General features: G+C 71.6%; 12 protein-coding genes. 11 read left to right on the top strand and 1 reads right to left on the bottom strand.

The annotated features are described in order from the left end of the window. Positions 1-286: 286 nt before the first annotated feature. Positions 287-775 carry a transcriptional regulator BldD gene (gene bldD / locus WBN91_RS17675; protein ID WP_015103676.1) on the bottom strand — a complete coding sequence of 163 codons (489 nt, stop codon included), beginning with the start codon at positions 773-775 and terminating at the stop codon, positions 287-289. Between the two features lie 258 nt (positions 776-1,033). On the opposite strand from bldD, the gene pyrR reads away from it, so the two are divergent. The 11 genes from pyrR (at position 1,034) to coaBC (ending at position 12,364) form a co-directional block, all read left to right on the top strand. Beyond that, positions 1,034-1,606, top strand: coding sequence for a bifunctional pyr operon transcriptional regulator/uracil phosphoribosyltransferase PyrR (pyrR, locus tag WBN91_RS17680; RefSeq protein WP_337724414.1), 573 nt, complete (start codon positions 1,034-1,036; stop codon positions 1,604-1,606). Continuing rightward, the gene (locus WBN91_RS17685; protein ID WP_337724415.1) at positions 1,603-2,535 is read left to right on the top strand and encodes an aspartate carbamoyltransferase catalytic subunit; all 933 of its coding nucleotides are present in this window, start codon (positions 1,603-1,605) and stop codon (positions 2,533-2,535) included. Before pyrR ends, WBN91_RS17685 begins: the two co-directional genes overlap by 4 nt. Then, on the top strand, positions 2,532-3,815 hold the full coding sequence (locus tag WBN91_RS17690; protein ID WP_337724416.1) for a dihydroorotase: 1,284 nt from the start codon (positions 2,532-2,534) through the stop codon (positions 3,813-3,815). Before WBN91_RS17685 ends, WBN91_RS17690 begins: the two co-directional genes overlap by 4 nt. Beyond that, the gene (locus WBN91_RS17695) at positions 3,812-4,294 is read left to right on the top strand and encodes a PH-like domain-containing protein (protein ID WP_337724417.1); all 483 of its coding nucleotides are present in this window, start codon (positions 3,812-3,814) and stop codon (positions 4,292-4,294) included. The genes WBN91_RS17690 and WBN91_RS17695 overlap by 4 nt, the downstream gene beginning before the upstream one ends. Further along, entirely contained in the window at positions 4,291-5,418 is a 1,128-nt protein-coding gene (gene carA, locus WBN91_RS17700) for a glutamine-hydrolyzing carbamoyl-phosphate synthase small subunit (protein WP_337724418.1), read from the top strand. Before WBN91_RS17695 ends, carA begins: the two co-directional genes overlap by 4 nt. A gap of 1 nt (position 5,419) precedes the next feature. After that, positions 5,420-8,734: a carbamoyl-phosphate synthase large subunit gene (carB, locus tag WBN91_RS17705; protein ID WP_337724419.1), complete on the top strand. Its 3,315-nt coding sequence runs from the start codon at positions 5,420-5,422 to the stop codon at positions 8,732-8,734. Further along, positions 8,731-9,549 (top strand): orotidine-5'-phosphate decarboxylase, encoded by an 819-nt coding sequence (gene pyrF, locus WBN91_RS17710; RefSeq protein ID WP_337724420.1) that lies wholly within the window; start codon positions 8,731-8,733, stop codon positions 9,547-9,549. The genes carB and pyrF overlap by 4 nt, the downstream gene beginning before the upstream one ends. Before the next feature lie 304 nt (positions 9,550-9,853). After that, on the top strand, positions 9,854-10,171 hold the full coding sequence (gene mihF, locus WBN91_RS17715; protein WP_033427832.1) for an integration host factor, actinobacterial type: 318 nt from the start codon (positions 9,854-9,856) through the stop codon (positions 10,169-10,171). Continuing rightward, on the top strand, positions 10,168-10,767 hold the full coding sequence (gene gmk, locus WBN91_RS17720) for a guanylate kinase (protein ID WP_337724421.1): 600 nt from the start codon (positions 10,168-10,170) through the stop codon (positions 10,765-10,767). The genes mihF and gmk overlap by 4 nt, the downstream gene beginning before the upstream one ends. 68 nt (positions 10,768-10,835) lie before the next feature. Further along, entirely contained in the window at positions 10,836-11,114 is a 279-nt protein-coding gene (rpoZ, locus tag WBN91_RS17725; protein ID WP_015103666.1) for a DNA-directed RNA polymerase subunit omega, read from the top strand. Further along, positions 11,111-12,364: a bifunctional phosphopantothenoylcysteine decarboxylase/phosphopantothenate--cysteine ligase CoaBC gene (gene coaBC, locus WBN91_RS17730; protein WP_337724422.1), complete on the top strand. Its 1,254-nt coding sequence runs from the start codon at positions 11,111-11,113 to the stop codon at positions 12,362-12,364. The genes rpoZ and coaBC overlap by 4 nt, the downstream gene beginning before the upstream one ends. The last annotated feature ends 9 nt before the right edge of the window (positions 12,365-12,373 follow it).

Raw genomic sequence — 12,373 nt, forward strand, 5'->3', positions numbered from 1 at the left:
CGGGCGGGCCATACGGTGGGGAACACGAGGCCCCTCCCTTGTGGTTAACACCACCGCCGCGCGGAGCGCGGCGAAAACCACCGCCGCTTGCGCGGCGACGCCTCAAGGTGGGGTGTGCGGTTTGAGAGCGCGAAGCGCGTAAATAGCGCGGAGCGCGTTAGAAGCGCGAAGCGCGTTGGGAAGCGAAGCGTGTTGAAGAGCGAAGCGTAAGAAGCGAAGCGTAAAGAGGCCGGGGCCGCCCTCCACGTGAGCGGCCCAGGTCGTCGCGTGCGTGTGTGTGCTCCTGTCAGTCTTCCTTGGCCGGGCGGGCCTCGGGGGGCAGCACGCCCCAGTCGATGAGCTGCTCGGTCAGCTCGCCCGGTGTCATGTCGTAGATGATGGCCAGCGAGCGCAGGTCCTCGGTGCGGATGGAGAGGACCTTGCCGTTGTAGTCGCCGCGCTGGCTCTGGATGGTGGCCGCGTACCGCGCCAGCGGCCCGACCTTCTCCGCGGGCAGCTGTTGCAGGCGCTCCAGGTTGATGACGATCTTCGTCGCGGGTTCGGCGCCCGAGGGCACGCGGCCCTCGGGGAGCAGTTCCGCGACCGGGACACCGTAGAAGTCGGCCAGCTCCGCGAGCTTCTGGACGGTCACGGCTCGGTCTCCGCGCTCGTACGAGCCGACGACCACGGCCTTCCAGCGACCGCCGGACTTCTGCTCGACGCCGTGCAAAGACAAGCCCTGCTGCTGGCGGATCGCGCGGAGCTTTGCCCCCAGCGCCTTGGCGTAGTCGCCCATGTGGCGGTTCTCCGTTCATTCGCCCCGTCAGCCGGTAGGGGACTGCCGCGGGGAGGCTTAGATCAATACGCAGAGTAATGATTGCTCTCCGTGGTCACCAGGTCAAGCTGATCTCGCCGGCCCAGGTGGGCGAGACCACGTGGACCACCCGGTCGATTGACCCCCGAAGCCTGATACCGTGCTGGTCAGCCTGGTCCCAACCGGGTGTCCGACGTCCTTTAAGGACCCGTCCAGCGAGGCGGGGAAGGAGGTCCAACCGTGGCGCCACGTCAACGTGGCGCGACGGACCCGGCCGGGGAGCGCGAGCTCCTGTCGGCCGGCGACGTCGCGCGCACTGTCGCCCGAATGGCCCATCAGATCATCGAGAAGACGGCTCTCGATGCACCGAGCGCACCCGAAGTAGTCCTGATGGGGATTCCAAGTCGGGGTGCGCCCCTCGCCCGCCGGCTCGCGGGCCGCATCAAGGAATTCAGCGGGGTGGCGGTACCCACCGGCACCCTCGACGTCACCCTCTACCGGGACGACCTGCGCCGGGGCCCCACTCGTCCGTTGGAGGCCACCCGGCTGCCCGAGGGCGGCATCGACGACCGCCTCGTCGTCCTCGTCGACGACGTCCTGTTCTCCGGCCGCACGATCCGCGCCGCCCTGGACGCCCTGCGCGACCACGGCCGGCCCCGCGCCGTGCAGCTGGCGGTGCTGGTCGACCGGGGGCACCGCGAGCTGCCGATCCGCGCGGACTACGTGGGCAAGAACGTCCCCACCGCCCGGTCCGAGGAGGTCCACGTGCTGCTGGAGGAGTTCGACCAGCGGGACGGGGTGGTGCTGCGGTGAGGCACCTGCTGTCCACCGAGGGCATCGACCCGGCGGACGCCACCGCGATCCTGGACACGGCCGCGAACCTCAAGCAGTCCCTGGAGGGGCGCGAGGTGCGCAAGCTGCCGACCCTGCGCGGTCGGACCGTGATCACGATGTTCTACGAGAACTCCACCCGCACCCGCGTGAGCTTCGAGATCGCGGGCAAGTGGATGAGCGCGGACGTGGTCAACGTGTCCTCGTCGGGGTCCAGCGTCAGCAAGGGCGAGTCGCTGCGGGACACCGCGTTGACCCTCGCGGCGGCCGGCGCGGACTGCGTCATCGTGCGCCACCCGGCGTCCGGGGCCGCCCACCGGCTGGCCGACTGGCTCAAGCACACCGGCACGTCCGTGGTGAACGCCGGCGACGGGATGCACGAGCACCCCACCCAGGCCCTTCTGGACGCGGCCACGCTGCGCGAGCGCCTGGGCGAGCTGCGTGACCGCCGGATCGCGATCGTCGGCGACGTGCTGCACAGCCGGGTCGCGCGCTCGAACGTCCACCTGCTCACGGCCCTGGGCGCGCACGTCACGCTGGTCGCCCCGCCGACGCTGCTGCCCACGGGCGTGGAGCGGTGGCCGGTCACCGTGTCGCACGACCTGGACGCCGACCTGCCCAGCCAGGACGCGGTGATGCTGCTGCGCGTCCAGGCGGAGCGGATGCACGGCGGGTTCTTCCCGTCCGCCCGCGAGTACTCGATCGCCTACGGCCTCAACGAGCGCCGACTGGCCCTGCTGCCCGACCACGCCGTCGTGCTGCACCCCGGTCCGATGCTGCGCGGGATGGAGATCGCCTCGTCGGTCGCCGACTCGCCGCGCGCCGCCATCACCGACCAGGTGCGCAACGGCGTGCACGTGCGCATGGCCGTCCTCTACCACCTGCTTGCCCACGAGGAGGAAACCGCGTGAACCCCTTGATCATCAGGGGAGTACGGCCGTACGGCGAAGGCGATCCCGTGGACGTGCTCGTCCGCGACGGGGTCATCGCGGAGATCGGGTCACCCGACGCCGACGACGCCGACGTCATCGAGGCCGACGGCGCGGTCCTGCTCCCCGGCTTCGTCGACCTGCACACCCACCTGCGGGAACCGGGTCGCGAGGACACCGAGACCATCGAGACCGGGTCCCGCGCCGCCGCCCTGGGCGGCTACACGGCGGTCTTCGCGATGGCCAACACCGACCCGGTCGCGGACAACGCGGTCGTCGTCGAGCACGTGGCCCGCCGGGGCCGCGAGGTCGGCCTGGTGGACGTCCACCCGGTCGGCGCGGTGACCGTGGGCCTCAAGGGCGAGAAGCTCGCCGAGCTGGGCACGATGGCCCGCACCGGTGTCCGGGTGTTCTCCGACGACGGCCACTGCGTGCACGACCCGCTGATCATGCGCCGCGCGCTGGAGTACTCCAAGGCGCTGGACGTGGTGGTCGCGCAGCACGCCGAGGAGCCCCGGCTGACCGTCGGCGCGCAGGCCCACGAGGGCGAGCAGGCCTCGCGCCTGGGCCTCCAGGGCTGGCCGGCCGCCGCCGAGGAGGCGATCGTGGCCCGCGACTGCCTGCTGGCCAAGCAGGTCGACGCCCGCCTGCACGTCTGCCACGTGTCCACTTCGGGCACCGCGGACGTGCTGAAGTGGGCCAAGGCCCGGGGCACGAAGGTCTCCGCCGAGGTCACGCCGCACCACCTGCTGCTGACCGACGACCGGCTGGAGACCTACGACCCGGTCAACAAGGTCAACCCGCCGCTGCGCACGAGCGCCGACGTCGAGGCGCTGCGCCAGGCCCTGGCCGACGGCACGATCGACTGCGTCGCCACCGACCACGCCCCGCACGCCGTGCAGGACAAGGACTGCGAGTGGTCCGCCGCCCGCCCCGGCATGCTCGGCCTCCAGACCGCGCTGTCGATCGTGGTGGAGACGATGGTGCAGACCGGTCTGCTGGACTGGCGCGGTGTGGCGCGGGTGCTGAGCGAGCGCCCCGCCGCGATCGCCGGGCTGCCCGACCAGGGCCGGCCGATCGAGGTCGGCGAGCCCGCGAACCTGGTCCTGGTGGACCCGGCCGCGCGGTGGACCGTGCGGGGCGCGGAGCTGGCCAGCATCTCGGCCAACACCCCGTTCGAGGGCATGGAGCTGCCCGGCCGGGTCGTGGCGACGCTGCTGCGCGGGCGCGTGACGGCGACCAGCGGAAGGATCCCCGCATGACCCGCGTGCTGCTGTCCCTGGCGATCCTGGCCGTCTTCCTGCTCTGCCTCTACGGCATGTGGCGCGGCTGGCACAACCGCGCGAAGCGCCAGTCCGCGCTGCCCGCCTTCCCCCAGCCGCCCGCCGCCACTGGCGCGGCGACGCTGGAGACGACCGGCGTGTACGTGGGCACGACCATCGGCGACAACTGGCAGGACCGGGTCGCCGTGGGCGACATCGGCCACCGCGCCGAGGCGACGCTCAAGCTGACCGACACCGGTGTGCTGGTCGAGCGCACCGGCGCGAGCCCGATGTGGATCCCGTTGGAGGACGTCCTGGACGCCCGCACCGCCCGCGGCCTCGCGGGCAAGGTGATGGGCCCGGACGGTCTGCTGGTCCTCCGCTGGCAGCTCGGGGGCCAGACCTTCGACACCGGGTTCCGCGGCGACGACAAGGACGTGTACGAGCAGTGGGTGCAGGCACTGGGAGGCCGCAAGTGACTTCTCCGGCAACGACAACCGCGGCGCTGGTCCTCGAAGACGGCCGCGTGTTCCGAGGCGAGTCCTACGGCGCCATCGGCGCGAGCCTCGGCGAGGTGGTGTTCTCCACCGGCATGACCGGTTACCAGGAGACGCTGACCGACCCCTCCTACCACCGCCAGATCGTGGTGCAGACCGCGCCGCAGATCGGCAACACCGGCTGGAACGACGAGGACGACGAGTCCACCCGCATCTGGGTCGCGGGCTACGTGGTGCGCGACCCCGCGCGGGTGCCGTCGAACTGGCGGTCCAAGCGCAGCCTGGACGCCGAGCTGGTGCGCCAGGGCGTCGTCGGGATCGCGGGCATCGACACCCGCATGCTGACCCGCCACCTGCGCGAGCAGGGCGCGATGCGCGCGGGCGTGTTCTCCGGCGACGAGTTGGGCGGCGTCGAGGAGATGCTCGACCGGGTCCGCACCTCGCCGCAGATGAAGGGCGCGGACCTCGCGGGCGACGTCACCACGCCCGAGCCGTACGTGGTGGACGCGGTCGGCGAGCGCCGGTTCCGCGTGGCCGCGCTGGACCTGGGCATCAAGTCCAACACCCCGCGGATGATGGCCGCCCGAGGCATCGAGGTGCACGTCCTGCCGCTGACCTCCACGGTGGACGAGATCCTGTCGGTCAGCCCCGACGGCGTCTTCCTGTCCAACGGCCCCGGCGACCCCGCCACCCAGGCGCACGCCGTGGAGCTGACCCGCGGAATCCTGGACCGCAAGGTCCCCCTGTTCGGCATCTGCTTCGGCAACCAGATCCTGGGCCGCGCGCTGGGCCGCGACACCTACAAGATGCGCTACGGGCACCGCGGCATCAACATCCCGGTCATCGACGTCGCGACCGGCAAGGTGGCCATCACCGCGCAGAACCACGGGTTCGCGCTGGAGGGCGAGCCGGGGGAGGAGTTCGTCTCCGACTTCGGCCGCGTCCAGCTCAGCCACTACTGCCCGAACGACGGCACGGTCGAGGGCGTGCGCGCCCTGGAGGTGCCCGCGTTCAGCGTGCAGTACCACCCGGAGGCGGCGGCCGGACCGCACGACGCCGCTCCGCTGTTCGACGAGTTCGTGACGATGATGGGTGAGGGGCGCTGACATGCCGAAGAGGACCGATCTCAAGCACGTGCTCGTCATCGGCTCCGGCCCGATCGTCATCGGCCAGGCCTGCGAGTTCGACTACTCCGGCACCCAGGCGTGCCGCGTGCTGCGCGAGGAGGGCCTGCGGGTCAGCCTCGTCAACTCCAACCCCGCGACGATCATGACCGACCCGGAGTTCGCCGACGCCACCTACGTCGAGCCGATCACCCCGGAGTTCGTCGAGAAGGTCATCGCGGCCGAGCGCCCGGACGCCATCCTGGCGACCCTGGGCGGCCAGACCGCGCTCAACACCGCCATCGCCCTGCACGAGCGGGGCGTGCTGGAGAAGTACGACGTCGAGCTGATCGGCGCGGACATCGACGCCATCCAGCGCGGCGAGGACCGGCAGATGTTCAAGGACATCGTGCGCAAGATCGGCGCCGAGGTCCCGCGCAGCGCCGTGTGCAAGACCATGCAGGAGGTCCGCGAGACCGTCGCGGAGCTGGGCCTGCCGGTGGTCATCCGGCCGTCGTTCACGATGGGCGGCCTCGGCTCGGGCATGGCGCACACCCCCGAGGAGCTGGAGCGGCTGGCCGCCACCGGCCTCGCGGAGTCCCCGGTCACCGAGGTGCTGATCGAGGAGAGCGTGCTCGGCTGGAAGGAGTACGAGCTCGAGCTGATGCGCGACCGCAACGACAACGTCGTGGTCGTGTGCTCGATCGAGAACATCGACCCGATGGGGGTGCACACCGGCGACTCGGTGACCGTCGCGCCCGCGATGACGCTGACCGACCGCGAGTTCCAGCAGATGCGCGACGTCGGCATCGCGGTCATCCGCGAGGTCGGCGTGGACACCGGCGGCTGCAACATCCAGTTCGCGTTCAACCCCGAGAACGGCCGCATGGTCGTGATCGAGATGAACCCGCGCGTGTCGCGCTCCTCGGCGCTGGCGTCCAAGGCGACCGGTTTCCCGATCGCCAAGATCGCGGCGAAACTGGCCATCGGCTACACGCTCGACGAAATCCGCAACGACATCACGGGCGAGACGCCGGCGAGTTTCGAACCGACGCTGGACTACGTCGTGGTGAAGGTGCCGCGGTTCGCCTTCGAGAAGTTCCCCGGCGCGGACCGGACGCTCACCACGACGATGAAGTCCGTCGGCGAGGCGATGTCCATCGGCCGCAGTTTCATCGAGGCGCTGGGCAAGGCCCTGCGGTCGATGGAGACCAAGGCGGGCGGCTTCTGGACTGTGCCCGATCCTTTGGTCACGGACCCAACGACGGCGCTGGAGTCCACTCTGGAGGCCCTCCGCAAGGGCCACGACGGCCGCCTGTACACGCTGGAGCGCGCGCTGCGCCTGGGCGCGACCATCGAGCAGGTGTACGAGGCCTCCAAGATCGACCCGTGGTTCATCGAGCAGATCGCCTGGCTCGTGCAGCTGCGCCGGGAGATCGAGGACGCCCCCGTGCTGGGCGCGGACCTGCTGCGCAAGGCCAAGCGGGCAGGACTGTCCGACCGGCAGATCGCCGCGCTGCGCGCCGAGCTGGCCGGTGAGGACGGCGTGCGCACCCTGCGGCACCGCCTGGGCGTGCGGCCGGTGTACAAGACGGTCGACACCTGCGCCGCCGAGTTCGCCGCGCGCACCCCGTACCACTACTCGGCCTACGAGCTGGACCCCGAGGCCGAGACCGAGGTGACCGAGCAGCGCGATAAGCCCAAGGTGCTGATCCTGGGCTCAGGCCCGAACCGCATCGGCCAGGGCATCGAGTTCGACTACTCGTGCGTGCACGCGGCGATGGCGCTGCGGGCCGCCGGGTACGAGACGGTGATGGTCAACTGCAACCCGGAGACCGTGTCCACCGACTACGACACCTCCGACCGCCTGTACTTCGAGCCGCTGACCTTCGAGGACGTGCTGGAGGTCGTGCACTCCGAGCGGCGCTCGGGCACCGTCGCGGGCGTCATCGTGCAGCTGGGCGGCCAGACCCCGCTGGGCCTGGCGCGGCGGCTGGAGGAGGCGGGCGTCCCGGTCGTGGGCACCCCGCCGCACGCCATCCACCTCGCCGAGGACCGGGGCGCGTTCGGCCAGGTGCTCACCGACGCGGGCCTGCCCGCGCCGAAGTACGGCACCGCCACCTCGTTCGCGCAGGCCAAGAAGATCGCCGACGAGATCGGCTACCCGGTGCTGGTGCGCCCGTCCTACGTGCTGGGCGGCCGGGGCATGGAGATCGTCTACGACGAGGAGTCGCTGAAGAGCTACATCGCCCGCGCCACCGAGGTCTCCCCGGAGCACCCGGTGCTGGTCGACCGGTTCCTCGACGACGCCATCGAGATCGACGTGGACGCCCTGTTCGACGGCGAGGACGTCTTCATCGGCGGTGTGATGGAGCACATCGAGGAGGCCGGCGTGCACTCCGGCGACTCGGCGTGCGCCCTGCCCCCGATCACCCTGGGCGAGACCGACATCGACAACGTCCGCCGGTCCACCCGGGCCATCGCGGAGGGCATCGGCGTGCGCGGCCTGCTCAACGTGCAGTACGCGCTCAAGGACGACGTGCTCTACGTCCTGGAGGCCAACCCGCGCGCGTCCCGCACGGTGCCGTTCGTGTCCAAGGCCACGGCGGTGCCGCTGGCCAAGGCGGCGGCCCGGATCATGCTTGGCGCGACCATCGCCGAGCTGCGCACCGAGGGCCTGCTGCCGGCCACCGGGGACGGCGCCAAGCTGCCCCAGCACGCGCCGGTCGCGGTCAAGGAGGCCGTGCTGCCCTTCCACCGGTTCCGCACGCCGGAGGGCCACGGCGTGGACTCGCTGCTCGGGCCGGAGATGAAGTCCACCGGCGAGGTCATGGGCATCGACGTGTCCTTCGGCATGGCCTACGCGAAGTCCCAGACCGCCTCCTACGGCTCCCTGCCCACGTCGGGCCGGGTGTTCGTGTCGGTGGCCAACCGGGACAAGCGGGCCATGATCTTCCCGGTCAAGCGGCTGGCCGACCTGGGCTTCGAGGTGCTGGCCACCGAGGGCACGGCCGAGGTGCTGCGGCGCAACGGCATCCCGTGCACGGTGGTCCGCAAGCACTTCGAGGGCGAGAAGAACATCGTCGACGCCATCCTCGACGGGCACGTCGACATGATCATCAACACCCCGTACGGCAACAGCGGGCCGCGGGTGGACGGCTACGAGATCCGCACGGCGGCGGTCGCCAAGGACATCCCGTGCGTCACCACGATCCAGGGCGCGGCGGCGGCCGTGCACGGCATCGAGGCCGCCATCCGCGGTGACATCGGCGTCCGGCCGCTCCAGGCCCTCCAGGCCGCGCTGCGGGGTGAGGGATGAGTTTCGCCCAGCGGCTCGCCGGGGCCGTCTCCGCGCACGGACCCCTCTGCGTGGGCATCGACCCGCACCCCGGCCTCCTGGACGCCTGGGGCCTGCCCCGGGACGTCTCCGGGCTGGAGCGGTTCGCCCTGACCTGCGTCGAGGCGTTCGGCGGCCACGTGGCCCTGGTGAAGCCGCAGGCGGCGTTCTTCGAGGCGTACGGCTCGAGGGGCGTGGCGGTGCTGGAAAGCGTCCTGGAGGGCCTCAGGGGCACCGGGACGCTCACCCTGGTGGACGCCAAGCGCGGCGACATCGGGTCGACGATGGCGGCCTACGCGGCGGCGTACCTGTCCGACGGCTCGCCGTTGGCCGGAGACGCCGTCACCCTGTCGCCCTACCTCGGGTTCGGCTCGTTGGACCCGGCGCTCGAAGCCGCACGGGCGAGTGGGCGCGGTGTGTTCGTGCTCGCCCGCACGTCCAACCCGGAAGGGGCCTCCGTGCAGTGCGCGGAGGCCCCCTCCGGGGGTTCCGTCGGCCAGGCCGTGGTGGACGAGGCGGCCCGCCGCAACGCGGGCGCGGAGCCGTTGGGTGACGTCGGGCTGGTCGTCGGCGCGACGCTCGCGCAGCTCGACCTCGACCTTTCTGACCTGCACGGATACGTCCTGGCGCCGGGCTTCGGCGCCCAGGGCGCGACCGTGGCGGACCTGCGCCGGCTGTTCGGCGACGACCTGCCCGGGGTGCTGCCGACCAGCTCCCGGGACGTCCTCAAGCACGGCCCCGACTCCGCATCGTTGCGGTCTGCGGCGCGGCGCGTCGGGGACTCCCTCGCGATGTGATCACCATCAAATCGCGACACGCTTTGCGGTGTCCGCTCACCTGCGTAAACGTTGCCTGGTACGGTCCAGGCCACCGACGGGTCCATACCCCATCGAGCGCATACCACACAGGTCGTGCGCAGGGCGTTACCGGTGGCGGTGGCGGAGGCGTCGGGGGGTGTTGGTACTACTACCACCCGCCGCGGCAACCAGGCGCTGGAAGATGTTTCACCTGACTGGGACCACGTTGCGCCCAGGCAATTGCGCTTGGAGTACGGTCGCGGCACCGAAACAGAATTGAAATTCCCACACCACGGAGGAAATCGTGGCCCTTCCCCAGCTTACCGAGGAGCAGCGGGCCGCAGCGCTGGAGAAGGCTGCTGCCGCTCGTCGCGCTCGGGCTGAGCTCAAGGAGCGCCTCAAGCGTGGCGGCACGACCCTGACGGACGTGCTGAAGGCCGCCGAGAGCGACGAGGTCCTTGGCAAGATGAAGGTGTCCGCGCTGCTCGAGGCCCTTCCGGGCGTCGGCAAGGTTCGCGCGCAGCAGATCATGGAGCGGCTGGAGATCGCTCCGAGCCGTCGGCTGCGCGGCCTCGGCGAGCGGCAGCGCAAGGCGCTGCTCACCGAGTTCAGCGGCGAGTGACTGATGGCACCGGGGCGGGGTCGGGCGCACGCGTCCGGCCCCGCCTCACCGTCCTGAGCGGGCCTTCCGGCGTCGGCAAGTCCAGCGTGCTGGCCGAGCTGCGGCGCAGGGGGCCCGATGTGCACTTCAGCGTCTCGGTGACCACACGGGCACCGAGGCCGGGCGAGGTCGACGGGGTCCACTACCACTTCGTGGACCGGGCCGAGTTCGACAAGATGGTCGACAACGGCGAACTGCTCGAACACGCCGAGTTCGCGGGCAACTGCTACGGCACGCCGCGCGCCCCCGTCCTGGCGGCGCTGGCGTCGGGCCGGCCGTCCCTGCTGGAGATCGAGTTGCAGGGCGCGCGCCAGGTCCGGGCGGCCATGCCGGAGGCCCAGCTGGTCATGCTCGCGCCCCCGTCCTGGGAGGACCTGGTGGGGCGGCTGACCGGCCGCGGCACCGAGGACCCCGCCGTGGTGGCGCGCAGGCTGGAGATCGCCCGCGAGGAGCTGGCGGCCGAGCCGGAGTTCGACGAGGTCGTCGTGAACGACGACGTGCGGTCCGCCGCGACCCGCTTGCTACACTTGGTGGTCGGCCCAGCGTCCGACGCGTGATGGCGCGCGTCCGCGGCGGCTTGAGGACGCCACCCGCTTTGCACAACCAACCGCAGGAGCGTTGACGAGTGACCACGCACACCGAGCTGGGCCCGCTGTCGGGTTCTCCGGAGGGCATCACCAACCCGCCGATCGACGACCTGCTGGAGCAGGTCAGCTCGAAGTACGCGCTGGTGATCTACGCGGCCAAGCGGGCGCGGCAGATCAACGACTACTACGCCCAGCTGGGCGAGGGCCTGCTGGAGTACGTCGGCCCGCTGGTCGAGCCGGGCCCGCGCGAGAAGCCGCTGTCGATCGCGCTCCGGGAGATCCACGCGGGTCTCCTCGAGCACACCGAGGGCGAGTGACGCACGGATTCCCCGGAGGGCGCGACACAGCCTCCACCAAGCCCCGGGTCGTGCTCGGGGTGGGTGGGGGCATCGCCGCGTACAAGGCGTGCGAGGTGCTGCGCCGGCTCACCGAGTCCGGCCACTCCGTCCGCGTCGTGCCCACGGACGGCGCGCTGAAGTTCGTCGGCGCGGCCACGTTCGAGGCCCTGTCCGGGCAGCCCGTGCACGCCGACGTGTTCTCCGACGTCCCGTCGGTGCAGCACGTGAAGCTGGGCCAGGAGGCCGACCTGGTGGTCGTCGCCCCGGCCACGGCCAACCTGCTCGCCAAGGCCGCGGCCGGCTTGGCCGACGACCTGCTCACCAACACGCTGCTGACCGCGCGCTGCCCGGTCCTGCTGGTCCCGGCGATGCACACCGAGATGTGGGAGCACCCGGCGACCCGGGCCAACGTGGCGCTGCTGCGCTCGCGCGGCGTGATCGTGGCCGAGCCCGCGAGCGGACGGCTGACCGGCAAGGACACCGGCAAGGGCCGGCTGCCCGAGCCCAGCGAGATCGTCGAGCTGGCCCGGCTGCTGCTGGAGCGCCCCGACGCGCTGCCCCGCGACCTCGAAGGCGTCCACGTCGCCATCTCCGCCGGCGGGACGCGCGAGCCGCTGGACCCGGTGCGGTTCCTGGGCAACCGGTCCTCCGGTCGCCAGGGCTACGCGCTGGCCCGCGTCGCCGCCCAGCGCGGCGCGCGCGTGACGCTGGTCGCCGCGCACACCGCCGACCTGGCCACCCCCGCCGGCGTCGAGCTGGAGCGCGTGGGCACCGCCGCCGAGCTGCGCGACGCGATGCACTTCGTGGCGAAGGACGCCGACGTGGTCGTGATGGCCGCCGCCGTGGCCGACTTCCGGCCGGTGGCCAGTGCCGAGCACAAGATCAAGAAGACCGACCGCGACCCCGACCCCGTGGCCCTGACCCGCAACGCCGACATCCTGGCCGAGCTGGTCGCCGCCCGCCGGGCCGGCCAGGTCGTGGTGGGGTTCGCCGCCGAGACCGGCGACGGCGAGTCCGACGTCCTGGAGTACGGTCGCGCGAAGCTCAAGCGCAAGGGTTGCGACTGGCTCGTCGTCAACGCCGTCGGCGACGGTCGCGCGTTCGAGGTCGAGGACAACGCGGGCTGGCTGCTGTCGGCCGACGGTGCCGAGACCGCGCTGCCACACGGGTCGAAAGCCCGCCTGGCGTCCGCAGTGTGGGACGCGGTGGCCCCTTCCGCTCGACGATGACAATCCGGG

Source organism: Saccharothrix sp. CCNWYY140 (assembly GCF_037401995.1).
Lineage (GTDB): Bacteria > Actinomycetota > Actinomycetes > Mycobacteriales > Pseudonocardiaceae > Actinosynnema.